This is a genomic window from Methylobacterium sp. J-059, assembly GCF_022829485.1.
In the GTDB taxonomy this organism is placed as follows: domain Bacteria; phylum Pseudomonadota; class Alphaproteobacteria; order Rhizobiales; family Beijerinckiaceae; genus Methylobacterium.
This window is the reverse complement of record NZ_JAKSYA010000152.1, coordinates 1-23047: the sequence shown is the minus strand read 5'-3', so window position 1 is coordinate 23047 and position 23047 is coordinate 1. Positions and strand designations below refer to the sequence as shown.

The window sequence follows — 23047 nt, the reverse complement described above, 5'->3', positions numbered from 1 at the left end:
CGACGCGGTGACAGCTGTTGAAACGGATGAAACCGGCCCGATAGCCGTGGTCGGCTGCGGCACGCTCGGCGCGAGCTGGGCGGCGCTCTTCCTGGCGCACGGCTTCGATGTGGCGGCCTACGACACCGCCCCCGGCTTCGCCGATCGGATGCTTGCGTCCGTCGCCCGATACCGCGATCAGCTGGCCGAGCTCGGCCCGGCCGGCACGGGTCGCCTCGAGATCTGCGAGACGCTCGACCAAGCCGTGTCCGGCGCCGTCTTCGTCCAGGAGAACGCGCCGGAGAACGAGGCGGTCAAGCGCGCGATCCTGGCCGAGCTCGACGCGCGGGTGGCCCCCGGCGTGATCGTCGCGTCGAGCACCTCGGCGCTGCTGCGCAGCCGGATCGTCGCCGATTGCGGCACGCCCGAGCGCGTGATCGTCGCCCACCCGTTCCACCCGCCGCACCTGGTTCCGCTGGTCGAGATCGTCGCCGGCAACGCCGCGGTCGCCGAGCGCGCGGCGGCGTTCTACGCCGGGCTCGGACGGCGCCCGGTGATCCTGCGGCGCGAGATGCCGGGCCACGTCGCCAACCGCCTCGCCTCGGCCCTGTACCGCGAGGCGGTGAACCTCGTCGCCGAGGGGGTCGCCAGCGTCGCCGACATCGACGCCGCGCTCTGCAACGGGCCGGGCCTGCGCTGGGCGGCGATGGGGCCGCACATGACCTACCATCTTGGCGGCGGGTCGGGCGGCATCCGGCACTATCTCGATCATCTCGGCCCGAGCCAGGTCCGCCGCTGGGAGAGCCTCGGCCATCCCGACCTGAGCGAGGCGGTGAAGGACGCGATCGTCGAGGGCGTCGCGGCGGAGGCGGCCGGACGCTCGCTCGCCGACCTCGAAGCCCGCCGCGACCGAGCGCTGATCGACATCCTGAAGGCCCGGACCGAGGTGGCCGGGCCGTAGCCGGCGCAAGGGTTCGCTGCGGCCATGCGCCGGGCGCAGCGCGACGGCCGCAACGGGCGTGCTATGCGCAGCACCTCCTCGAACACGAACCGGTCGGCCATCCCGTGAACGCCGTGATGATCATCGTCCCGATCTTCGGGATCATCCTGATCGGCTGGGGCGCCGCGCTCGCCGGGCTGCTCTCCGACAAGGTGAGCGAGGGCCTGTCGGAATACGTCTTCGCCATCGCCGTGCCGTCGCTGATCATCGCGACGCTGACCCGGCCCGGCCTCGAAGGCGAGATCGCCTGGGGCTACTGGATCGCCTATTTCGGCGGCGCCGGCGTGTCGTGGCTCGCCGGCTCGCTGATCGCGCGGCGGCGGGACGGCATCGGGCGGCAGGGCGCGATCCTGCACGGCTTCGCTGCGAGCCAGTCCAACACGATCTTCGTCGGCGTCCCGACCATCCTGCAGGCCTACGGCGAGGAGGGCGCGTTCCCGCTCTTCCTGCTGCTCGCCGTCCACCTGCCGCTGATGATGGGCTGCGCCACCTTCCTGATCGAGGCGGAGGCCGGTCGCTCCCTGTGGCAGCGCCTGCGCGGCCTCGCTCTCGTGCTGATCCGCAACCCGATCTTCGTGGCGCTGCTCATCGGGATGGCGCTGAAGCAGGGCGGCGTCGTCCCGTCCGGCATCCCGAAGTCGCTGATCGACATGTTCGCGGCGACCGCCTCGACCTGCGCGCTGATCGCGCTCGGCGCCGGGCTGCGGCGCTACCGGGTGCTGTTCGACCTGCCGGGTGCCGTGGTGATCGCGCTGCTCAAGCTCGTCGTGCATCCGCTGATCGTGTGGCTGCTGGCGACCAAGGTGTTCGCGATGCCGCCGGCCTATGCCGGCGTCGCGACCCTGTTCGCGGCGATGCCGGTCGGCATCAACGCCTACCTGCTCGCCATGCGCTACCGCACCGAGACCGGGCTGATCGCGGCCTCCCTGCTGGTCTCGACGCTGCTCGCGCCCTTCACCACCATCGCCTGGCTGACCCTGCTCGGCCGGGCGTGACAGCGGCGCGCGGCTGACCCTTCGCCGCGCCGGGCGCGGTGGAAGTCGGCGCGCATCCGTCTATCTTCGCGAGCAACGGACCGGCGGACCACCGAACCGGCGAAGACAGTCTCGGAGAGGGACCGACCATGAACGCACCGATGCGCGCGCCTGCCGGAAGCGCCGGCCCCACGGCCAAGGCGTCGGCCGGCTTCGTCTGGGACGACCCGTTCCTGCTCGACGACCAGCTCACCGAGGACGAGCGCGCGATCCGCGACGTTGCGCACGACTTCGCGCAGGAGCGTTTGCTGCCCGGCATTGTCGAGGCCTACGCCGAGGAGAAGACCGACCCGGACCTGTTTCGCGAGATGGGCGCGCTCGGCCTGCTCGGCGTGACGATCCCGGAGGAGTACGGCTGCGCCGGCGCCGGCTACGTCGCCTACGGCTTGGTGGCCCGCGCCGTCGAGCGGGTCGATTCCGGCTACCGCTCGATGATGAGCGTGCAGTCGTCCCTGGTGATGTACCCGATCCACGCCTACGGCTCCGAGGCGCAGCGCCGCAAGTTCCTGCCGAAGCTCGCGTCCGGCGAGTTCATCGGCTGCTTCGGCCTGACCGAGCCTGATGCCGGCTCGGATCCCGGCGGGATGAAGACGCGAGCCGAGAAGATCGACGGCGGCTACCGCCTGTCGGGCGCCAAGATGTGGATCTCGAACGCGCCCTTCGCCGACGTGTTCGTGGTCTGGGCGAAGTCCGACGCGCATGACGGCGCGATCCGCGGCTTCATCCTGGAGAAGGGCATGAAGGGGCTCTCCGCCCCGACGCTGAAGGGAAAGCTGTCGCTTCGCGCCTCGACCACGGGCGAGATCGTGATGGAGGGCGTCGAGGTCGGCGAGGACGCGCTGCTGCCGAACGTCTCCGGGCTGAAGGGGCCGTTCGGCTGCCTCAACCGCGCCCGCTACGGCATCTCGTGGGGGGCGATGGGCGCCGCCGAGGATTGCTGGCACCGGGCGCGGTCCTACACCCTCGAGCGCAGGCAGTTCGGCCGTCCGCTGGCGCAGACGCAGCTGATCCAGAAGAAGCTCGCCGACATGCAGACCGAGATCACCCTCGGGCTGCAGGCGTCCTTGCGCGTCGGCCGCCTAATGGACGAGGACAAGATGGCGCCGGAGATGATCTCGCTGATCAAGCGCAACAATTGCGGCAAGGCGCTCGACATCGCGCGGACCGCCCGCGACATGCACGGCGGCAACGGCATCATGGGCGAGTACCACGTGATGCGGCACGCCCAGAACCTCGAGACGGTCAATACCTACGAGGGCACGCACGACGTCCACGCCCTGATCCTCGGGCGTGCGCAGACCGGGCTGCAGGCCTTCTTCTGAACGGAGGACCGCGACGATTGAATGTTTCGCCGCGGGCACACGATACAACGGTACGTTTCTCTCTCTCGCGCGTTGTTTATCCGACAACATCATGTCGATGAACGAGTGAGAATCTTATGAAACGGATTGTTCTGACATCCGCGCTGATGGTCGGCGCCCTCGCGATGCTTCCGGCGACGGTCGACGCCCGTGGCTTCGGCGGTCGCGGCGGCGGCATTGGCGGCGGTCACGGCTTCGGCGGCGGCGGGTTCGGCGGCGGCCGTGGCTTCGGCGGCGGCCGTGGCTTCGGTGGTGGCGGCTTCGCGGGTCGCGGCATCGGCGGCGGTGGCTTCGCCAATCGCGGGATCGGCGGCGGCTTCGCCAACCGAGGCGCGTTCGGCGGCAATGCCGGCTTCGCCAATCGCGGCGCATTCGTCGGAAACCGCGGCTTCGCCAACAACGCGGGCTTCGCCAACCGCGGGATCGGCCGGGGCTACGGCGCCGGTTATGGGCGCGGTTACCGCGGCGGGTACGGTCGCGGCCTCGGATACGGCGCCGCCGGGCTCGGCCTCGGGCTGGCGACCGGCGCGCTGATCGGCGGCGGCCTGGGTTACGGCTACGGCGGATACGGCTACGACGACAACTACTACGGCGGCGGCTATGCGCCGGCCGGCTACGGCTACGGCTACAATCCGGGATACACCGAGGTTCAGACCGAGGTGGCGCCGGGGCCGCAGGAATCGGTGAGCTACTGCATCCAGCGCTTCCGCTCCTACGATGTGCGGTCGCAGACCTACCTCGGCAACGACGGCCAGCGGCATTCCTGCCCGTAACGGCATCGTGCCGAACTGAAGGAGAGCCCCGCGGCCGAGAGGGTCGCGGGGCTTTTTGCGGCCGGCCGGATACCGTGCCGGGCCGAAGGGAAACTCACATCATGATGGCCGACGAAATCGAAGACCTGCACCGCGCCCGAACCGTGCTCGCACGCCAGCGCAACGCGATGACCAAGCGGCTCGCCGGGATCGATCTCGCGCCGGTCTCGATGGCCGAGGACCTGACCCGCATCCTCGTCGCGATCGAGGCCGTCGACCGGGCGCTGACCGCCGAGGGCCGCCCTTACATGGCGCCCGAGATACAGGCCGAGGGCTGACGGCCCAACGCCGACCCGAAAGGCTCGGGGCCGGCGTTCCATGATCGATCGCCCGTCGGATCGGCGCCCGCCAGGCGCCGATCGTCCCTCGCCCGCGACCGGTCTCAGACCGAGGCGACCTCGATCCGCACCGGGACTGACTTCGCCGCGGGCACCTTGCTGCGCTCGGCATGGTGCCAGAGCGGGATCAGCGGATTGCATTCGGGGTAGTAGCCGCCGACGCAACCCTTCGGGATGTCGTAGGCGAGCACCCGAAACCCATCCACCCGCCGAACGACCTGGTCGTTGGCCGCACCGACGAGATCGACGTTCTGCGCATCGCGCAGGCCGAGGCGGGCGATGTCGTCGCGGTTCATGAACAGCACCATGCGCGTGCCTTTGACGCCGCGGAAGCGATCGTCGTAGCCGTAGATCGTGGTGTTGAACTGATCGTTCGACCGCATCGTGATGAGGCGCATCACGTCCGGATCGGCCTGCTCGGTGTCGGGATCGGCCGACAGCCCGCGGGGGGTGACGAAGTTCGCCTTGCCGCTCTCGGTCTTCCAATCGCGGTCGGCCGCGGGGATCGGACGGCGGAAGCCGCCGGGCGTCCACATCCGCGCGTTGAAGTCCTTGAACTGATCCGGATAGGTCGCCTCGATCGCGTCGCGCACGCTGGCGTAGTCGCTGCCCCAGCGATCCCAGTCGATTCGCGGATTGGGCGCCAGCGTCGCCTTGGCGATCCCGGCGACGATCCGCGGCTCGGAAAGCAATTCCGGTCCCGCCGGCTCGGCATAGCCCTTCGAGCCGTGGATGCACGCGGTCGAATCCTCCATCGAGACCGCCTGCCGTCCTCCGGCCTGCTGGTCGATCTCGATCCGGCCGAGGCAGGGCAGGATGTAGGCGACCTCGCCGTGGATCAGGTGGTTGCGGTTGAGCTTGGTCGAGATCTGCACCGTCAGGCGCAGGGTCTTCCAGGCCGCCTCCATCAGCGTGGTCTCCGGGACGGCGCGGATGAAGTTCCCGCCGAGCGCCACGAACGCCTTCACCGATCCGTCGAGGATGCCCTCGCAGGCCTCGACGGTGTTGAGGCCCTTCTCCATCGGCGGCTCGAAATCGTAGAGCTGCCGCAGCTTGTCGTTCGGCACCAGCTCCGGCTTCTCGGTGATGCCGACCGTGCGCTGCCCCTGGACGTTGGAGTGCCCCCGGACCGGGCAGATGCCGGCGCCGCGCTTCCCGATGTTGCCGCGCATCAGGAGCAGGTTGACCAGGGCCTGCACCGTCTCGACGCCCATGCGGTGCTGCGTCAGCCCCATCCCGTAGACGCCGATCGTCGCCTTCGCCTTGGCGTAGGTCGCGGCCGTCTGCTCCAGGGCCTTCCGCGTCAGGCCGGAATGCCGCTCGAGCTCGTCCCAGGTCTTTTCGCGCACGGAGGCCGCGAACGCCTCGAAGCCCTGGGTGTGCTCGGCGATGAAGGCGGTGTCGAGAACCCGCTCCGCCCCGCTCGCGATCGCCGCGTCGTCGAGCGCCAGCAGCGCCTTGCAGATGCCGTAGATCGCCCCGAGGTCGCCGCCGGCCTTCACCTGGAGGTACTGCGACGAGATCCGCGTCTCGGATCGCGTCAGCATCTCGAGCGGCGCCTGCGGGTTGGTGAAGCGCTCCAGCCCGCGCTCGCGGAACGGGTTGAAGGTGATGATCGGGACGCCGCGCCGGCTGGCGTCCTGCAGCGGGTGCAGCATCCGCGGCGCGTTCGAGCCGGGGTTCTGGCCGAAGAATAGGATGCAGTCGGTATGCTCGAACGCCTCCAGCAACACGGTGCCGACCGGCGAGCCGATGCTCTCGGGCAGGGCCACGGAGGTCGATTCGTGGCACATGTTCGACGAGTCGGGCAGGTTGTTGTTGCCGTAGAGCCGCGCCAGCAGGCCGTACATGTACGAGGTCTCGAGCGAGGCGCGGCCCGAGGCGTAGAACACCGCCTGCTTCGGCTCGAGCGCCTTCAGCTCGGCGCCGATCTCCGCGAAGGCGTCGTCCCACGAGACCGGCCGGTACCGGTCGGTCGCCGCGTCCCAGCGCAGCGGCACGGTGAGGCGGCCGAGCTCCTCGAGATCGTAGTCGCGCCAGCCGGCGAGCTCGGTCACGGTATGGGCGGCGAAGAAGTCGGCGCCGACGCGCTTGCGCGTCACCTCCCACGCGGTGGCCTTGGCGCCGTTCTCGCAATACTCGAACACCGCCGGCTTGCCGGGCTTGGCCCAGGCGCAGCTGACGCACATGAACCCGCCGGGCTTGTTCTGGTGGCGCAGCATCAACCCGCCGGTGACGGGGATCTGCTCGCGCAGCAGGATCTCGGTCAGCGACTTCGCCGACCCCCAGCCGCCGGCCGGCCCCTCGTAGGGATCGAGCTGCACCGAATCCGTCATTCCCGAGACTCCAACTTCGCGTTCGCGGATCGGGCCGAAGGCGCGATCATCGGGGAAGAACCGTCCGTCGGTGCGAAAGGGTCCGGTCGGGCGCGTGCGGCAAACATCGCGCGCGCGCAGGGTCGGCGGCGGGCGGTCGGCCGTGCTACGGCTCGCCCCGGCCATCATCGAAAGCACGCCCCCGATTGTCCGACCGGAACGAGACCCCGCTGCCGCGCGCCGCAGACGCCCCGCGCGACGCCCGAACCGAAGCGGTCCTCGACCGGATCGCCGCCGCGGGGAGCACCCGCTTCGGGACCGGCGAGCACGGGCTCGATCTCGTGCGCATCGACGCCGCGGGCGCAACGCTCGCGCAGCGCATCGACCCGGAGGCGCCCGCGCCGGCGTGGTGGGACCCCGAATGCGGCGGCCTGAACCTCGCCGACGCGGTCCTCGACAGGGCCCGGATGGAAGGGGCGAACCTCTCGGCCGCGAACCTGCGGCGGGCGAACCTCTCCGGCGCGGTCGGCCGCTCCGCCACCTTCGCCGGCGCGAACCTGGAAGAGGCCGACCTCGGCGAGGCCGACCTCAGCGGCACCGATTTCCGGGGCATCGTCGCCGGCCAGGCGAGCTTCCGCGAGGCGATGCTAGAGGATGCACGCTTCGACGACGCGGCGTTGCGCTTCGCGAAGTTCCCGCAGGCGCTGCTCGACGGCGCGAACTTCTCCGGCGCCGACCTGTGGGGCGCGGACTTCACCGGGGCGGATGCCGACGACACCAGCTTCAAGGGAGCGCGGCTCGACGAGGCCGACCTCTCCGACGTGAACCTGACGCACGCGGACTTCGAGGGCGCGAGCCTGACCAAGGCGCGCCTCGTCGGCTCGCGGCTTCGCGGCGCCAACCTCTCGAACGTCAAGCTCGACGGCGCCGACCTCTCCGGCGCGGACCTCTCGGAGACCAGCCTAGTCCGGCTCAACTTCGTCACGTGCAAGCTGCACCATGCCCGCTTCGCCGGCGCCTGGCTCAACGGCACGCGGATGCGGATCGAGCAGCTCGGCGGCATGGTCGGCGAGGAGGCCGCGGGCGACTACGCCGGCGCGCAGGCGAGCTACCTCGCGCTGGAGCAGAACCTGAAGAGCATCGGGAGCCACGACGAGGCGAGCTGGGCGTACAAGCGCGGCCGAAGGATGGGGCGGTTCGAGGCCGGGGAGAAGACCCGCGTGGCCTGGACCGCACGGGACGGGCGGGCGTTCCTGCGCCACGGCTACCGCTGGACCTCGGACCGCTTCGTCGAGTGGCTGTGCGACTACGGCGAGAGCCTGTCGCGGATCGCGCGCGCCTTCGCCATCCTAATCGTCGTCTTCGCGGTCCTGTTCGGCTTCGCCGGCGGCCTTATCCCGGACGGGTCGACCGAGCCGACCCGGAACGCCGTCGACTGGCTGAGCTACAGCGCGCTCAACATGATGACGGCGAACCCGCCGGAGATCGGCGTCAAGCCGATCGGCCGCTTCACCAACCTGCTCGTCGGCATCGAAGGCGCCGCCGGCATCATCCTTATGGGGCTCTACGGCTTCGTGCTCGGCAACCGGCTGCGCCGCTGATTTTGCCGGGTGCGCCCTATGTCACGGGGCAGGGCCGCGCCGGCCGAGGATCACGCACCTTCATGCCCGACTGGATTCGCGACACCGTGTGGTGGCAGGTCTACCCGCTCGGCTTCGTCGGGGCGGAAGGCACGCGCCGACGCGGCGCCGAGGTCGCGCATCGCCTGAACCACATCGTCGCCTGGCTCGACTACGCCGCCGATCTCGGCGCGACCGGCCTCGCGCTCGGCCCGATCTTCGCGTCCGAGACCCACGGCTACGACACGATCGACTACCTGCGCATCGACCCGCGGCTCGGCGACGAGGCCGACTTCGACCGGCTGATCGCGGCGGCCCATGCCCGCGGGCTGAAGGTCCTGCTCGACGGCGTGTTCAACCATGTCGGGCAGGATTTTCCGGCGTTCCGCACTGTCCTCGACGAGGGCCCGTCCGCCGCCCGGGCCGGCTGGTTCCACCTGTCCTGGCCGGAGGGCACCAACCCCGGCGACGTGCCGGACCACCGCTGCTTCGAGGGCCACAGCGCCCTGGTCACCCTGAACCACGACCACCCCGAGGTCGCCGACCACGTCGTCGCGGTGATGAACCACTGGCTGGCCCGCGGCGCCGACGGCTGGCGCCTCGACGCGGCCTACGCCGTCCCGCGCGCCTTCTGGACGCGCGTCCTGCCGCGGGTCCGCGCGGCGCATCCGGACGCCTACCTCGTCGGCGAGGTGATCCACGGCGATTACGCCGGCATAGTCGCCGAGACCGGCCTCGATTCGGTGACGCAGTACGAGCTGTGGAAGGCGATCTGGAGCGGTCTCAACGACTGCAACCTGTTCGAGCTGGCACACGCGCTGAAGCGGCACGACGACTTTCTCGACGCCTTCGTGCCGATGACCTTCGTCGGCAACCACGACGTCACCCGGATCGCGAGCCGGATCGCCGACATCCGGCACCTGCCCCATGCCCTGGCCGTGCTGCTCACCGTCGGCGGCACGCCCTCGATCTATGCCGGCGACGAGCAGGCCTTCCGCGGCATCAAGGAGGACCGGGCCGGCGGCGACGACGCCATCCGCCCGGCCTTCCCCCCGAGCCCCGACGACCTCGCGCCGGAAGGCTGGCCGACCTACCGGCTGCATCAGGACCTCATCGCCCTGCGCCGGCGGCATCCGTGGCTGCACACGGCGCGGACGCGCGCGCTGCATCTGACCAACACCGCCCTGACGCTGGAAGCGCACGGCGACGGGCAACGGCTCCTCCTCGCCCTCAACCTGTCGGACGAGCCGTCGGAGCAGCCGGCGCCGGGCGCGCTCGGCCTCGAAGCCGGGCAGGGCGAGGTGATCGGCGAGGGCGAGTCTCAGGCCCGCATCCGCCTTTCGCCGCACGGATGGGCGATCCTCGCGGCAAAGGCGTGATCGCCGGGCGCGCCGCCCTAGGTGGAGATCGTGAAGCGGACGAGGCCGACCATGCAGACGCGAGCGCGCACGACCGGGATCCGCAAGCCGTCGCCCGGACACCTCGTCCTCGCGGTCTCGCTCGGCATCGTCGCGCATGCCGGGGCCGCCTCGGCGCTGGAAGTGACCCGCTCCCGCATCGTCGCCGCGCCGCCCGCCGCGATCTGGTCGTTGATCGGCGGCTTCTGCGACATCGCGCGGTGGCACCCGCAGGTGACGCGCTGCACGCTGTCGTCGGAAGACGGCGCCCCGGTGCGCGCCCTCGTCGCGGCGGGCGGCCTCGGCACGCTCATCGAGATCGAGACCGCGCGGGACGAGGCGGCGCTGAGCTATTCCTACAGGCTCGTCTCCGGGCCGTTGCCGGCGAAGGACTACACGTCGACGCTCTCGGTCACGCCGATCGGCAAGGGCGCGACGGTCACCTGGACCGCGCGCTTCGAGGCGGAGGGGATGACCGAGGCCGAGGCGGTCGCCGACATCGCCGGCGTCTACGAGGCGGGCCTCGCCGGCATCGCCAAGGAAGCCGCTCCCTAGGCGAGCCGTGCGGTCAGTCCTTCGACAGGCTGTCGATGAGGTGGTTCAGGTCGATGCGCATCGCCTGCACCTCGGGCTCGGTCAGGTCGAGCTGGCACATGACGCTCTGGCGCACCTCCGCCGCGTCGGCGCGCAGGGCACGCCCCTTCTCGGTCAGGGCGATCTCGACCTCGCGCTCGTCGGAGCGGCGTCGGTTGCGCTGGAGCAGGCCGGCCGCCTCGAGCCGCTTGAGCACCGGCGTCAGCGTGCCGGAATCGAGGCGCAGGCGCCGCCCGATCTCGGAGACGGTGACCCCGTCGGTCTCCCACAGGACCATCAGCACGAGATATTGCGGGTAGGTCAGCCCGATCCGCTCCAGCAGCGGGCGGTAGGACTTCGTCATCCGGTGCGCGGCCGCATAGAGGGCGTAGCAGAGCTGATTGTCGAGCAGCAGGGGATCCCTGGTCCGCTCGGCTTCCGCCTCGGGCGCCTCCCGCGTCGCCTCCGTCATGCACGCCATCTCAGTCGCCCACATCGTCACGCGCGAGTCTCCGCCGCGCTCGCGCGTCGCCCCGGCCTTCCCGCATAGCACGATATGTCCGATCGGTGAGGGGGCGAACGTGAAATTCCGTCGCAAACCTCATTGCATAGAGCCACTTATTGCATGGAGCCACTTGCCGTCTCAGGCGGCGAGCGCGTCGAGGCTCGCGAGCAGGCCGGGCTCGTCCTCGAGCGTGCGCAGGTCGAGGTGCAGGGCGCCGTCGGCGATCCGGCCGATCACCGGGACCGGCAGATCGCGCAGAAGGGCGGCCATGCGCTTCGGCCAGGCACCGCCGCGGCGCCCGCCCTCGCCCGCGGGCGGGGTCAGGACCAGACAGGCGCTCGGCAGGGTCTCCACCGGCAGGGCGCCCGAGCCGATCTGGCTGCTGCAGGCCGCGACCGCGACCTCCGCCCGGCCGGCAAGGCGACGTGCCACCTCCGGCGCGAGCCGGCGCGCCTGGGCGTCGATCGCCTCGGCCGGGCGCGTCAGGAGGCGCAGCGTCGGCAGGCGCTCGGCCAAGCGCTCGGGATGCAGGTAGAGCCGCAGCGTCGCCTCGAGCGCGGCGTAGGTCATCTTGTCGACCCGCAACGCGCGCTTCAGCGGGCTCTTGCGAACCTTCCGCAGCAGGTCGGCGCGCCCGGCGACGATCCCGCACTGGACACCGCCGAGGAGCTTGTCGCCGCTGAAGGTGACGAGGTCGGCATGGGCGAGGGCGGCCCGCACGGTCGGCTCCGGCGGCAGGCCATGCGCGGCCAGATCGATCAGGCTGCCGCTGCCGAGGTCGAGCGCCAGCGGCACGCCGCGCTCGCGGCAGAGCGCGCCGAGCGCCTCCTCGCGGGGCTGCGCCGTGAACCCGCGGATCTCGTAGTTGCTGGGATGGACCCGCATCACGAGGCCGGTGCGCGGGCCGAGCGCCTCGTCGAAGTCGCGCAGGTGGGTCCGGTTCGTGGTGCCGACCTCGCGCAGGCGACACCCGGCCCGCGCCATCACGTCGGGCACGCGGAACGAGCCGCCGATCTCCACGAGCTCGCCGCGGGAGACCACCACCTCCTTGCGCATCGCGAGCGCGTTCAGGACGAGGAAGACGGCCGCCGCGTTGTTGTTGACGACGATCGCCGCCTCCGCCCCGGTCAGCCGACAGATCAGCGCCTCGACATGGTCGTCGCGCTCGCCGCGCTCGCCCGTGGCGAGGTCGAACTCGAGGTTGCTCGCGCCCGTCATCACCGCCGATACCGCGGCGGCCGCCTCGGGCGGCAGCAGGGCGCGGCCGAGATTGGTGTGCAGAACGGTGCCGGTGAGGTTGAAGACCGGCCGCAAGGACGGGCTCGCCTGCCGGGCCAGAGCATGGCCGACGCGGGCGAGGATCTCGGCCGCCTCCGGCACGCCATCCCCGCCGGCCCGGATCGCGGCGAGATTGTCGCGGATCGCGTCCCGGAGAGCGGTTCGGCCGAACCTCTCTACCAGCGCGACGGAGGCTTCGTCACCGAGAAGCCGCTCGACGGAGGGAGGTCGCGCGCCCTGTGCCTGTTCGCGAGGACGGGGAGCGGACGCACGTGAAGCCATGAACGAGTGATAGCAGGTCGGACCGCTCCATCCAGTCCCGCGAAGCCGCAGGCGCGCCGTCGGCCCTCCGCCCGCGACCCGCTCTTGGCAACGCCCGCGAACGCGGGCAGGAAGTCGGACGATGGACGCGTATCACCAGCTGCTCACCCGCATCCTCGACGAGGGCTGCGCCAAGGAAGACCGCACCGGCACCGGCACCCTCTCGGTGTTCGGCCACCAGATGCGGTTCGATCTCGGCCGGGGCTTTCCCCTGGTCACCACCAAGCAGCTGCACCTGCGATCGATCATCCACGAGCTGCTGTGGTTCCTCACCGGCGACACCAATGTCGGCGCGCTGCGCGCCAACGGCGTGACGATCTGGGACGAGTGGGCCGACGCGCAGGGCGATCTCGGCCCGGTCTACGGCAAGCAGTGGCGCTCCTGGGAGAAGCCCGGCGGCGGCACCGTCGACCAGATCGCCTGGGTCGTCGACGAGATCCGCCGCAATCCCGATTCGCGCCGTCTCATCGTTTCGGCCTGGAACCCGGCCGACCTCGACCGGATGGCGCTGGCGCCGTGCCACTGCCTGTTCCAGTTCTACGTCGCCGACGGGCGGCTCTCGTGCCAGCTCTACCAGCGCTCGGCCGACGTCTTCCTCGGCGTGCCGTTCAACATCGCGAGCTACGCCCTGCTGACCGCGATGATCGCGCAGGTCACCGGGCTGCGCCCCGGCGATTTCGTCCACAGCTTCGGTGACGCGCATCTCTACCGGAATCACCTCGACCAGGCGCGCCTCCAGCTCACGCGCGCGCCGCGGCCGCTGCCGACGCTGCGCCTCAACCCGGAGGTCCGCGACCTGTTCGCCTTCCGCTACGAGGACATCGCGATCGAGGGCTACGAGCCCCATCCCGCCATCCGCGCGCCGGTGGCCGTCTGATGCCGTCCCCGACGCACGGGGCCGGTATGCGGCCGGTCAAGATCACCTTGGTGGTAGCCTTGGCCGAGAACGGCGTGATCGGCCGGGACAACGGGCTCGCGTGGCACCTGCGCGGCGACCTGAAACGGTTCAAGGCGGTGACCATGGGCAAGCCGATGCTGATGGGGCGCAAGACCTACGCCTCGATCGGCCGCCCCCTGCCGGGTCGCCGCACGCTGGTCATGACCCGCGATCCCGCCTTCGCGGCCGACGGGATCGAGACGGTTCACGATTGGTCGCAGGCGCTGGCGGCCGCGGCGGCCGAGGAGCTGATGGTGGTCGGCGGCGCCGAGATCTACCGGCTCGCGCTCCCCCATGCCGACGCCCTCAGGCTGACCGAGGTCGCGGCGAGCCCGGACGGCGATACGCGCTTCCCCGCCTTCGACCGAACCCTGTTTCGCGAGACCTTCCGCGAGGCGCATCCGGCCGGTCCGCACGACGAGCACGCCTACACGTTCGTGAACCTCGAACGCATCCCGTGAAAACCACGATTTCCCTCGGATGTGGAGGGGCGTCCGGTCGCGGTTGCCAAAGGCGGCGCCGATGCCCACCTGCTTGCCTTGACAGCAGGCGACGGTCCCTCGCAGGTGCGTAGGCCTCCGCTCGTTCCGGTGGCTGCCTCATCCGGGCAGGTTTGGACACGGTCGCGGGCCGTTCGGGCGGTTCGAACCGTTGGCGCGCGGGCAATCCCGCAGCAGGCAGGAGAAGACGGCTAGCATGCCTTGGAGCAATCAGAGCGGCGGCAGTGGCGGCGGGGGAGGTCCCTGGGGTCGTGGCGGCGGCGGCAATGGCGGCGGCCCCTGGGGCAGCGGCGGTGGCGGTGGCGGCAAGACACCGCCCAATCTCGAGGATCTTCTGCGCCGCGGCCAGGACCGCCTGCGCGGCGTGATGCCGGGCGGCTCGCTCGGCGGCGGCAAGAGCTTCGTGGTGATCGGCGCCTTGGCGGTGGGCCTCTGGCTCGCGACCGGCTTCTACACCGTCGCCCCCAACCAGGTCGGCATCGAGACGATCTTCGGGCGCTACGTCGGCTCCAAGGGCGAGGGTCTGCGCTACAACTTCCCCTATCCGGTCGGCGGCGTGATCAAGCCGAATGTCGGCCAGGTGAACTCGATACAGGTCGGCTTCCGCTCCGGCGGCGGAACCCAGGCGCGCTCGCGCGACATGCCCGACGAGAGCCTGATGCTGACGGGCGACGAGAACATCGTCGACCTCGACTTCGAGGTGCAGTGGCGCGTGAACCCGCTCAAGGCCTCGGACTACGTGTTCAATCTCCAGAACCCGGAAGGCACGATCAAGGCGATCGCCGAGAGCGCGATGCGTGAGGTGGTCGGCCGCCGCAACATCCAGGCGATCCTGACGAACGAGCAGTCGAGCGTCGCGCAGGAGGTCAAGGAGATCACCCAGAACGCGCTCGACGAGTACGGCGCCGGCGTGCGCATCGAGGTGGTGCAGCTCGTCAGCGTCAACCCGCCGCCGGAAGTCCGGCCCGCCTTCATCGACGTGAACGCGGCCCAGCAGGACGCCGACACGGCGCAGAACGAGGCCAAGACCTATGCCAGCCGCGAGGTTCCGCAGGCCCGCGGCCGTGCCTCGCAGATCGTCCAGGCGGCGGAAGCTTACAAGACCAAGGCGACCGCCGACGCGACGGGCCAGGCCGCGCGCTTCGACGAGGTCTACGCCTCCTACAAGACCGCCCCGGCGATCAGCCGCGAGCGGATCTTCCTGGAGACGATGGAGAAGGTGCTCGGCTCCGTGAACAAGGTGATCATCGATCAGGGCGTCGCCGGCTCCAGCGCGACCGGTGCCGCTGGCGTCGTGCCGGTGCTGCCGCTGGCCGAGTTCGGGTCCCGCACCCCCGCCCCGGCGCAGACCAATGGAGCGGCCCGATGAACGCACAGGCCATCCGCACGGGCTCGGCGGTCGTCGCCGCCGCCCTCGCACTCGCCTTCTATGCCTCGGTCTTCACCGTCGGGCAGATGCAGCAGGCGCTGGTGCTACAGTTCGGCCGCGTCCGCGCCGTCCTGAACCAGACCGGCGAGGACAAGCCCGGGCTCTACTTCAAGCTGCCCTTCGTCGAGAACGTGGTGCTCTTCGACAAGCGCGTCCTCGACCTCGACCTGCCGGTGCAGACGCTCCTGACCGCCGACCGGCAAAACCTCGAGGTCGACGCCTTTGCCCGCTACCGGATCGTCGATCCACTGCGGTTCTACCAGTCGGTGAACAACGTCGCGCTGGCCAACCAGCGCCTCGCGAGCTTCACCAACTCGTCCCTGCGCAACGTCCTGGCGCGCTCGACACGCGACGCCATCGTCAAGACCGAGCGCACCCGCCTGATGAACCAGATCCAGGAGGACGTGAACCGGGAGGCCAAGGCGCTCGGCGTGCAGATCGTCGACCTGCGGATGACCCGCGTCGACCTGCCCGCCCAGAACAGCGTCGCGGTCTATCGCCGGATGAAGACGGAGCGCGAGCGCGAGGCCGCCGACATCCGCGCCAACGGCGACCAGATCGCCGCGACGATCAAGGCGAAGGCCGACCGGGACGTGACCGTGATCCTCGCCGACGCGACCCAGACGGCGGAGAAGCTGCGCGGCCAGGGCGACGCGGACAAGAACCGCATCCTCGCCGAGGCCTTCGGGAAGGATGCGGGCTTCTTCAGCTTCTATCGCTCGATGCAGGCCTACGAGACCGGGCTGAAGGGGAACGAGACCCGGCTGGTGATGAGCCCGAACTCGGACTTCTTCCGCTACTTCAGCGATCCGCAGGGCAAGGCGGCGCAGGGCGGGGCGCCGCGCGGGTCCGACCCGGCGGCGACGACCGGCTCGACCGGCCCGGCACGCTGACCATGACGCAGGCGGCCCGCCCTTGAACGGGGCGGGCCGCCGCCGATCTTAAGGCGGCCATCGAACCGCTAGCCGCCGATCGGCGGCACCCGACAGCACCGGAAACGCGTTCTTGAAGAGGTCGATCATGCACCCCGCCGCGAGCGCGCCCGCGCATCCCCTCGCCCGGTTCCGCCGCTCCGCGCGGTCCGTCGCCGCCGCGATCCTGATCGCATCCTCGTCCGTTGTGATGCCGGCCTATGCCAAGGGCCCGGATTCGCTCGCCGACCTCGCGGAGAAGGTCGACGACGCGGTGGTCAACATCTCGGCGTCGACCACCGTCGAAGCGCGCCCCGGCAACCGCGCCGGCCCGCAGCTGCCGCCCGGGACCCCGTTCGAGGACCTGTTCGAGGAATTCTTCAACAAGCGCGGCGGGCGCGGCGGCCCGGAGCAGCGCGGCGAGAGCGACAACCCGCGCCAGCAGCGCAAGTCGAGCTCGCTCGGCTCCGGCTTCATCATCGACGCGTCCGGGATCGTGGTGACGAACAACCACGTCATCGGCGACGCCAACGACATCCAGGTGATCCTGCACGACGGCACGAAGCTGAAGGCCGAGATCATCGGCAAGGATTCCAAGATCGACCTCGCCGTGCTGCGCGTGAAACCGACGGCCGAGCGCCCGCTGAAGGCGGTGCCGTTCGGCGATTCGGACAAGATGCGCGCCGGCGACTGGGTCATCGCGATCGGCAACCCGTTCGGCCTCGGCGGCTCGGTGTCGGCCGGCATCGTCTCGGCGCGCGGCCGCAACATCGAGTCCGGTCCCTACGACAATTACCTGCAGACCGATGCGGCCATCAACAAGGGCAATTCGGGCGGCCCGCTGTTCAACATGGACGGCGAGGTGATCGGCATCAACACGGCGATCCTGTCGCCGACCGGTGGCTCCGTCGGCATCGGCTTCGCGGTTCCGTCGAGCTCGGCCAAGCCGGTGATCGACCAGCTCCGCGAGTTCGGCGAGGTCCGTCGCGGCTGGCTCGGCGTGCGCATCCAGAACGTGGACGACGCCACCGCCGAAGCGCTCGGGCTGAAGGGGGGCGCCAAGGGCGCGCTGATCGCCGGCGTCGACGAGAAGGGGCCGGCCAAGACCTCGGGTCTCGAGGTCGGCGACGTGATCGTCAAGTTCAACGGCACGGCGGTGAAGGCCTCGAGCGACCTGCCGCGCATCGTCGCCTCGACCCCGGTCGGGCAGAAGGTCGACGTCGTCGTCGTCCGGAAGGGCGAGGAGAGCACCAAGGCCGTGACGCTCGGCCGTCTCGAGGACAGCGACAAGCCGCAGCTCGCCAACCTCCGCCAGCCCGAGGCCGAGAGCGCCACGCGTCAGGCGCTCGGCCTCAACCTCTCGGGCCTCACCGACGAGCTTCGCCGGAAGTACAGCATCAAGGACGGCGTGAAGGGCGTGGTCGTCACCCGCGTCGACCCGAACTCGACCGCGGCCGACAAGCGCATCCAGCCGGGCGAAGTCATCGTCGAGGTCGGGCAGGAGGCGGTCAACACGCCGGCCGACGTGACCAAGCGCGTCGAGGCTCTTCGCAAGGATTCCCGCAAGTCGGTGCTTCTGCTGGTCGCCAGCGCGACTGGCGACGTCCGGTTCGTGGCGATCGGCCTGGACTAACCTTTTCGCGAAGATAACGGCACGAACCGACGCCGCCGCCCGATCCGGGCGGCGGCGTTCTCTTTGGTGGCGGACGAAAGCTGGCGGATGCCTTGCCCGCAAGGACCGAACCCGTCACCCTTCGCATCCGGCGGATGCCCGCGCGCGAGTCGGCCGCCCCCGTGAACGCCATCGCCTTCGATACGTTGAAGTTCGCGCGCAACCTGCACGAGAAGGCTCACCTCACGCCGGAGCAGGCGGAGGGGATGGCGGACGCCATGTCCGAGGTGTTCGCCAGCGGCATTCCGACCAAGACCGACATCGCGGATGTCCGGCACGACATCGAAGCGTTCCGCGTGACGACGCAGGCCGACATCGTCGCGGTCCGACATGACATCGATGCGCTGCGCTTCTCGACGAAGGCGGACATCGATGCCCTGCATCTAGCAACCCGCGTGGACATCGCGACGGCGAAGTCCGACATCATCAAGTGGATGTTCGGGATGATCGGGTTCCAGACGGTCGCGATCCTCGGCGCGGTCGTCGCGCTCGTCCGCAGCCTGCACTGACGGCGGTCAGGCGACGAACTCGCTCGCCATGTAGCCCTGCAGGTAGAGCAGCGCGCTCAGGTCGCCGTGCTCGATCCGGGCGCGCGCCGCGGCGGCCACAGCCGGCTTCGCGCGAAACGCCACGCCGAGGCCCGCTTCGCCGAGCATGTGGAGGTCGTTGGCCCCGTCGCCGACCGCCATCGTCTCCGCAACGTCCAGTCCGAGGCCATCGCGGAGCGCGATCAGCGTCGCGCGCTTCTCGGCACGCCCGACGATCGGGTCGTCCACCATGCCGGTCAGGCGCCCGTCCGAGAGACCGAGCCGGTTGGCGTGATGCTCGTCGAAGCCGAGCGCTTCGGCGATCGGCCCGGTGAACAGCGTGAAGCCGCCCGACACCAGGCAGGTGCGTGCGCCGTGCGCCTTCATCGTGTGCACGAGCGTGCGACCGCCCGGCGTCAGGGTCAGCCGGTCGCGGATCAGCGCGTCGACGACGCCGGCCGACACGTCGCGAAGCAGGGCGACGCGCTGGCGCAGAGCGGGCTCGAAGGCGATCTCGCCGCGCATCGCGCGCTCGGTGATCGCCGAGACCTGCTGCTTCAGGCCGATCGTGTCGGCGAGCTCGTCGATGCATTCCTGCTCGATCATGGTCGAGTCCATGTCCGCGAGGAACAGGCGCCTGCGCCGGTGGGCGTCCGCCGGCAGCACCGCGACGTCGATCGGCTCGCCCGCGAGCGCCGTCCGCAACCGCGCGGTGAAGGCCGGCGCGGCGACCGCAGCCCCCGGCACCAGCAACTCGGCGGCGACCTCGCCGTGCAGGATGCGCGGCTGATGCTCGGTCGCGAGAACCAGGCGCGCCTCGGCCAGCACCGCATCGGTGATGGCGGGGCGGGCCTCGTTTGCTATCAGGGTCGCGACAAGGGTCATCGGAGCCGACGATTTCGTGTTGCCGCTTTCAAGTGCGTCGTCGCAGGGGCGGCCGGAGGCGATCCTCATTGCAGGGCCGACCGCGTCGGGCAAGTCGGCGCTCGCGACGGCGCTGGCGCTCCGTCACGGCGGGATCGTCGTCAACACCGACTCGATGCAGGTCTACGCCGACCTGCGCATCCTCTCGGCGCGACCGGATCGGGCGGAGGAGGCAAGCGTCGCGCATCGCCTCTATGGGCATGTCGACGGGGCGGTGAACTACTCTGCCGGGCATTTCGCGCGGGACGCCGCGTCGCTGCTGGCCGGTCTCGACGGGCGACTGCCCGTCTTCGTCGGCGGAACCGGGCTGTACTTCCGCAGCCTGGAGGAGGGCCTGTCCGACCTCCCGCCGGTGCCGGAAACCGTGCGCGCCGCGATCCGCTGCGAGAGCGAGGGCCGCCCGACCGAGGCGCTGCACGCCGATCTCGCCGAACGCGACCCCGCCGGCGCCGCCCTGTTGCGGCCGAGCGACCGCGCCCGGGTCATGCGCGCGCTCGAGATCCTCGCCGCCACCGGCCGGCCGATCGCCGCGTTCCACGGGCCACGCGTGCCCGGTCCGCTCGCGGGGCGAAGGCTGCTGAAGATCTTCCTGGCGCCCGAGCGCGAGCTGCTGCGCGCCCGCATCGACGCGCGCTTCCGCATGATGATGCAGCGGGGCGCCCTCGACGAGGTCGCGGCGCTGCGCGAGCGCCGCCTCGACCCGCTGCTGCCGGTGATGCGCGCCCACGGGGTGCCCGGCCTGATCGCGCATCTCGACGGCGCGATCGGGCTCGAGGAGGCGATCGTGCGCGGGCAGGCCGACACCCGGCGCTACGCCAAGCGCCAGTTCACCTGGTTCCGCCACCAGATGGGAGCGGAGTGGCGCTGGCTGGCGCCCGAGGCGGCGATGGCGGAAATCGCCTGAGGGATCTCAGCGCTCCAGGCGCGCGACGAGGCTCGACGTGTCCCAGCGGTTGCCGCCCATGGCCTGGACGTCGGCGTAGAACTGGTCGACGAGGGCCGAGACCGGGAGCTTGGCGCCGTTGCGGCGCGCTTCGTCGAGCAGGATGCCGAGGTCCTTGCGCATCCAGTCGACGGCGAAGCCGAAGTCGAACTTCCCCGCGTTCATGGTCGAGCCGCGGTTCTCCATCTGCCAGGAGCCGGCGGCCCCCTTCGAGATCACGGAAAGCACCGCCTCCACGTCGAGCCCCGCCTTCTTGGCGAAGTGCACGCCCTCGGACAGCCCCTGGACGAGGCCGGCGATGCAGATCTGATTGACCATCTTGGTGAGCTGGCCCGCCCCGACCGGCCCCATCAGCCGGCAGGCGCGCGCATAGGCGCCGATCGCGCTCTCGACCTTGTCGTAGCAGCCCTGGCCGCCGCCGCACATCACGGTGAGCATGCCGTTCTCGGCGCCGGCCTGGCCGCCGGAGACCGGGGCGTCGATGAAGCCCAGCCCCTTCGCGGTCGCGGCCTCGGCAAGCTCGCGGGCCACCTCGGCCGAGGCGGTGGTGTGATCGACGAAGATCGCACCGGCCTCCATGCCGGCGAGCGCGCCGTCCGGACCGAGCACGACGCCGCGCAGGTCGTCGTCGTTGCCGACGCAGGCGAAGACGATCTCTGCGCCCTCGGAAGCCTCGCGCGGCGTCGGCGCATGCGCGCCGCCGTTGGCCGCCACCCACGCCTCAGCCTTGGCGGCCGTGCGGTTGTAGACGGTGACCGAGTGGCCCTTCTTGACCAGGTGTCCGGCCATCGGGGCGCCCATGACGCCGAGCCCCAGGAACGCGACCTTCGCCATCATCCGTCTCCGTCTCGTGTGCTGCTGGAGCGGTCTAGGTATCGCGCACCGCAGCGTCAAACCGCGGCGGCGACGATGCGAAGCGGATCGCGACAACGCCGCGCGGTTGTCCACTCGCTGCCGCGATGGGGATTTTCCTCAATCCAAAATTGCGGCATCACGCGCGGGATCGTCGGCCCCCGAGTGCCGGCTTCGGGAGTGGAACGATGGGCGCGATCGGTAGGCATGGCCCCTGGGCCCTGGTCGGTGCGTTGGGGGCGGCGGCGCTCGCCATTGTCGCCGTCGAGCGCGGCGAAGCGGTGAACGCGCTCTGGCTCGTCGTCGCGGCGGTCTGCGTCTACCTCATCGCCTATCGCTACTACGCGCTGTTCATCGCCGAGAAGGTGATGCGGCTCGATCCCAAGCGCGAGACGCCGGCCGTCCTCCACAACGACGGGCTCGACTACGTCCCGACGAACAAGAGCGTCCTGTTCGGCCACCACTTCGCGGCGATCGCCGGTGCCGGTCCCCTCGTCGGCCCGGTGCTGGCCGCGCAGATGGGCTACCTGCCCGGCCTGCTCTGGATCCTCGCCGGCGTCGTGCTCGCCGGCGCGGTGCAGGACTTCATGGTCCTGTTCGTCTCGATGCGGCGCGACGGGCGCTCGCTCGGCGAGCTGATCCGCACCGAGCTCGGCACCGTCCCGGGCATCATCGCGCTGTTCGGCACGTTCCTGATCATGGTGATCCTGCTGGCGGTGCTCGCGCTCATCGTCGTCAAGGCGCTGGCCGAGAGCCCGTGGGGCACCTTCACCGTGATGTCGACGATCCCGATCGCGATGCTGATGGGCGTCTACACCCGCTACATCCGCCCCGGCCGCATCGGCGAGGTCTCGATCCTCGGCTTCGTCCTGCTGATGGCGGCGATCTTCGGCGGCGGCGCGATCGCCGACAGCCCGGTCTGGGGCCCGGCCTTCACCTTCACCGGGACGCAGCTCTGCTGGATGCTGATCGGCTACGGCTTCGTCGCCTCGATCCTGCCGGTCTGGCTCCTGCTGGCCCCGCGCGACTACCTCTCGACCTTCCTGAAGATCGGCACGATCGTCGGCCTCGCGCTGGGCATCGCCTTCGTCGCCCCGCACATGCAGATGCCGGCGGTGACCAAGTTCGTGGACGGCACCGGGCCGGTCTGGGCGGGCCAGCTCTTCCCGTTCCTGTTCATCACGATCGCCTGCGGCTCGGTCTCGGGCTTCCACGCGCTGATCGCCTCGGGCACCACGCCCAAGCTGATCGCCAGCGAGGCGGATGCGCGCTTCATCGGCTACGGCGGCATGCTGATGGAGAGCTTCGTCGCGGTGATGGCGCTGGTCTCGGCCACCGTCATCGATCCGGGCGTGTACTTCACGATGAACGCGCCGGTCGCGCTCCTCGGCACGACGCCGGAGACCGCCGCCGCCGCGGTGACGAAGCTCGGCTTCCCGACCACGCCCGAGGTGATCGCCCAGACCGCCAGCGATGTCGGCGAGCGCACCATCGTCGCGCGGGCCGGCGGCGCGCCGACCCTCGCCGTCGGCATGGCGCACATCATCTCCAGCGCCATCGGCGGCAAGGCGATGATGGCGTTCTGGTATCACTTCGCGATCCTGTTCGAGGCGCTGTTCATCCTCACCGCGGTCGATGCGGGGACCCGCGCCTGCCGCTTCATGGTGCAGGACCTGGTCGGGCTGGCGGTGCCGTCGTTCAAGCAGACCAACGCCTGGGTGCCGAGCATCCTGGCGACGGCCATCGCGGTCGGCGCCTGGGGCTACTTCCTCTACCAGGGCGTGACCGACCCGCTCGGCGGCATCAACACGCTGTGGCCG

At 70.5% G+C, this 23047-nt stretch carries 21 protein-coding genes; 16 read left to right on the top strand and 5 right to left on the bottom strand.

What is annotated here, in order from left to right; translation table 11 throughout:
• Window positions 1–7 precede the first annotated feature (7 nt).
• The 5 genes from MKK55_RS29235 to MKK55_RS22530 all read left to right on the top strand — a co-directional run bounded on the left by MKK55_RS29235 (window position 8) and on the right by MKK55_RS22530 (window position 4464).
• Window positions 8–940, top strand: a complete 933-nt coding sequence (locus tag MKK55_RS29235; protein WP_243937742.1) for a 3-hydroxyacyl-CoA dehydrogenase NAD-binding domain-containing protein — start codon at window positions 8–10, stop codon at window positions 938–940.
• A 116-nt stretch (window positions 941–1056) separates the two neighbouring features.
• Window positions 1057–1974 (top strand): AEC family transporter, encoded by a 918-nt coding sequence (locus tag MKK55_RS22545; RefSeq protein WP_279596327.1) that lies wholly within the window; start codon window positions 1057–1059, stop codon window positions 1972–1974.
• A 128-nt stretch (window positions 1975–2102) separates the two neighbouring features.
• On the top strand, window positions 2103–3335 hold the full coding sequence (locus MKK55_RS22540) for an acyl-CoA dehydrogenase (RefSeq protein ID WP_409566108.1): 1233 nt from the start codon (window positions 2103–2105) through the stop codon (window positions 3333–3335).
• Between the two features lie 116 nt (window positions 3336–3451).
• Window positions 3452–4147: a BA14K family protein gene (locus tag MKK55_RS22535; RefSeq protein ID WP_243937740.1), complete on the top strand. Its 696-nt coding sequence runs from the start codon at window positions 3452–3454 to the stop codon at window positions 4145–4147.
• A gap of 101 nt (window positions 4148–4248) precedes the next feature.
• A complete protein-coding gene (locus tag MKK55_RS22530) occupies window positions 4249–4464 on the top strand; it encodes a hypothetical protein (protein WP_147726058.1) in 216 nt (71 codons plus the stop codon).
• A 104-nt stretch (window positions 4465–4568) separates the two neighbouring features.
• Here MKK55_RS22530 and MKK55_RS22525 read toward each other — a convergent pair whose 3' ends face one another.
• On the bottom strand, window positions 4569–6860 hold the full coding sequence (locus tag MKK55_RS22525; RefSeq protein WP_243937738.1) for an FdhF/YdeP family oxidoreductase: 2292 nt from the start codon (window positions 6858–6860) through the stop codon (window positions 4569–4571).
• A 185-nt stretch (window positions 6861–7045) separates the two neighbouring features.
• Here MKK55_RS22525 and MKK55_RS22520 point away from each other — a divergent pair, with 185 nt between their 5' ends.
• From MKK55_RS22520 to MKK55_RS22510, 3 genes are all read left to right on the top strand, one after another.
• Window positions 7046–8440, top strand: a complete 1395-nt coding sequence (locus MKK55_RS22520; protein ID WP_243937737.1) for a pentapeptide repeat-containing protein — start codon at window positions 7046–7048, stop codon at window positions 8438–8440.
• 62 nt (window positions 8441–8502) lie between these two features.
• A complete protein-coding gene (locus MKK55_RS22515) occupies window positions 8503–9837 on the top strand; it encodes an alpha-amylase family glycosyl hydrolase (protein WP_243937736.1) in 1335 nt (444 codons plus the stop codon).
• Between the two features lie 51 nt (window positions 9838–9888).
• Entirely contained in the window at window positions 9889–10410 is a 522-nt protein-coding gene (locus MKK55_RS22510; RefSeq protein WP_243937735.1) for an SRPBCC family protein, read from the top strand.
• Between the two features lie 13 nt (window positions 10411–10423).
• On the opposite strand, the gene MKK55_RS22505 is transcribed toward MKK55_RS22510, so the two are convergent.
• Window positions 10424–10900, bottom strand: coding sequence for a MarR family winged helix-turn-helix transcriptional regulator (locus MKK55_RS22505; RefSeq protein WP_147726067.1), 477 nt, complete (start codon window positions 10898–10900; stop codon window positions 10424–10426).
• Between the two features lie 171 nt (window positions 10901–11071).
• On the bottom strand, window positions 11072–12493 hold the full coding sequence (gene selA / locus MKK55_RS22500) for an L-seryl-tRNA(Sec) selenium transferase (protein WP_243937734.1): 1422 nt from the start codon (window positions 12491–12493) through the stop codon (window positions 11072–11074).
• 121 nt (window positions 12494–12614) lie between these two features.
• On the opposite strand from selA, the gene MKK55_RS22495 reads away from it, so the two are divergent.
• The 6 genes from MKK55_RS22495 to MKK55_RS22470 all read left to right on the top strand — a co-directional run bounded on the left by MKK55_RS22495 (window position 12615) and on the right by MKK55_RS22470 (window position 18490).
• Window positions 12615–13409 carry a thymidylate synthase gene (locus MKK55_RS22495; RefSeq protein ID WP_243937733.1) on the top strand — a complete coding sequence of 265 codons (795 nt, stop codon included), beginning with the start codon at window positions 12615–12617 and terminating at the stop codon, window positions 13407–13409.
• Entirely contained in the window at window positions 13409–13930 is a 522-nt protein-coding gene (locus tag MKK55_RS22490) for a dihydrofolate reductase (protein ID WP_409566107.1), read from the top strand. The genes MKK55_RS22495 and MKK55_RS22490 overlap by 1 nt, the downstream gene beginning before the upstream one ends.
• Before the next feature lie 235 nt (window positions 13931–14165).
• Entirely contained in the window at window positions 14166–15338 is a 1173-nt protein-coding gene (gene hflK, locus MKK55_RS22485; protein ID WP_243937732.1) for an FtsH protease activity modulator HflK, read from the top strand.
• Window positions 15335–16291 carry a protease modulator HflC gene (gene hflC, locus MKK55_RS22480; protein WP_147843690.1) on the top strand — a complete coding sequence of 319 codons (957 nt, stop codon included), beginning with the start codon at window positions 15335–15337 and terminating at the stop codon, window positions 16289–16291. Before hflK ends, hflC begins: the two co-directional genes overlap by 4 nt.
• 127 nt (window positions 16292–16418) lie before the next feature.
• Window positions 16419–17942 (top strand): Do family serine endopeptidase, encoded by a 1524-nt coding sequence (locus MKK55_RS22475; RefSeq protein WP_243937797.1) that lies wholly within the window; start codon window positions 16419–16421, stop codon window positions 17940–17942.
• A gap of 161 nt (window positions 17943–18103) precedes the next feature.
• Window positions 18104–18490, top strand: coding sequence for a DUF1640 domain-containing protein (locus MKK55_RS22470; RefSeq protein ID WP_243937731.1), 387 nt, complete (start codon window positions 18104–18106; stop codon window positions 18488–18490).
• A 6-nt stretch (window positions 18491–18496) separates the two neighbouring features.
• Here the strand turns inward: MKK55_RS22470 and serB are convergent, their stop codons facing one another.
• Window positions 18497–19393: a phosphoserine phosphatase SerB gene (gene serB, locus MKK55_RS22465; RefSeq protein ID WP_243937729.1), complete on the bottom strand. Its 897-nt coding sequence runs from the start codon at window positions 19391–19393 to the stop codon at window positions 18497–18499.
• Window positions 19394–19412: 19 nt separating this feature from the next.
• On the opposite strand from serB, the gene miaA reads away from it, so the two are divergent.
• Window positions 19413–20336, top strand: coding sequence for a tRNA (adenosine(37)-N6)-dimethylallyltransferase MiaA (gene miaA / locus MKK55_RS22460; RefSeq protein ID WP_243937726.1), 924 nt, complete (start codon window positions 19413–19415; stop codon window positions 20334–20336).
• A gap of 6 nt (window positions 20337–20342) precedes the next feature.
• Here the strand turns inward: miaA and MKK55_RS22455 are convergent, their stop codons facing one another.
• On the bottom strand, window positions 20343–21209 hold the full coding sequence (locus MKK55_RS22455; protein WP_147844058.1) for an NAD(P)-dependent oxidoreductase: 867 nt from the start codon (window positions 21207–21209) through the stop codon (window positions 20343–20345).
• A gap of 206 nt (window positions 21210–21415) precedes the next feature.
• Between MKK55_RS22455 and MKK55_RS22450 the strand changes: the two genes are divergently transcribed.
• Window positions 21416–23047 (top strand): carbon starvation CstA family protein (locus tag MKK55_RS22450; protein ID WP_243937725.1); only part of this gene is annotated, 1632 nt, incomplete at its 3' end.

Bases quoted from the DNA above. Each gene is read 5' to 3' on its own strand.
- MKK55_RS22545 (WP_279596327.1), top strand. From the start codon at position 1,057: ATGATCATCGTCCCGATCTTCGGGATCATCCTGATCGGCTGGGGCGCC.
- MKK55_RS22540 (WP_409566108.1), top strand. From the start codon at position 2,103: ATGAACGCACCGATGCGCGCGCCTGCCGGAAGCGCCGGCCCCACGGCC.
- MKK55_RS22535 (WP_243937740.1), top strand. From the start codon at position 3,452: ATGAAACGGATTGTTCTGACATCCGCGCTGATGGTCGGCGCCCTCGCG.
- MKK55_RS22530 (WP_147726058.1), top strand. From the start codon at position 4,249: ATGATGGCCGACGAAATCGAAGACCTGCACCGCGCCCGAACCGTGCTC.
- MKK55_RS22525 (WP_243937738.1), bottom strand. From the start codon at position 6,860: ATGACGGATTCGGTGCAGCTCGATCCCTACGAGGGGCCGGCCGGCGGC.
- MKK55_RS22515 (WP_243937736.1), top strand. From the start codon at position 8,503: ATGCCCGACTGGATTCGCGACACCGTGTGGTGGCAGGTCTACCCGCTC.
- MKK55_RS22510 (WP_243937735.1), top strand. From the start codon at position 9,889: ATGCAGACGCGAGCGCGCACGACCGGGATCCGCAAGCCGTCGCCCGGA.
- MKK55_RS22505 (WP_147726067.1), bottom strand. From the start codon at position 10,900: ATGACGGAGGCGACGCGGGAGGCGCCCGAGGCGGAAGCCGAGCGGACC.
- selA (WP_243937734.1), bottom strand. From the start codon at position 12,493: ATGGCTTCACGTGCGTCCGCTCCCCGTCCTCGCGAACAGGCACAGGGC.
- MKK55_RS22495 (WP_243937733.1), top strand. From the start codon at position 12,615: ATGGACGCGTATCACCAGCTGCTCACCCGCATCCTCGACGAGGGCTGC.
- MKK55_RS22490 (WP_409566107.1), top strand. From the start codon at position 13,409: ATGCCGTCCCCGACGCACGGGGCCGGTATGCGGCCGGTCAAGATCACC.
- hflK (WP_243937732.1), top strand. From the start codon at position 14,166: ATGCCTTGGAGCAATCAGAGCGGCGGCAGTGGCGGCGGGGGAGGTCCC.
- hflC (WP_147843690.1), top strand. From the start codon at position 15,335: ATGAACGCACAGGCCATCCGCACGGGCTCGGCGGTCGTCGCCGCCGCC.
- MKK55_RS22475 (WP_243937797.1), top strand. From the start codon at position 16,419: ATGCACCCCGCCGCGAGCGCGCCCGCGCATCCCCTCGCCCGGTTCCGC.
- serB (WP_243937729.1), bottom strand. From the start codon at position 19,393: ATGACCCTTGTCGCGACCCTGATAGCAAACGAGGCCCGCCCCGCCATC.
- MKK55_RS22455 (WP_147844058.1), bottom strand. From the start codon at position 21,209: ATGGCGAAGGTCGCGTTCCTGGGGCTCGGCGTCATGGGCGCCCCGATG.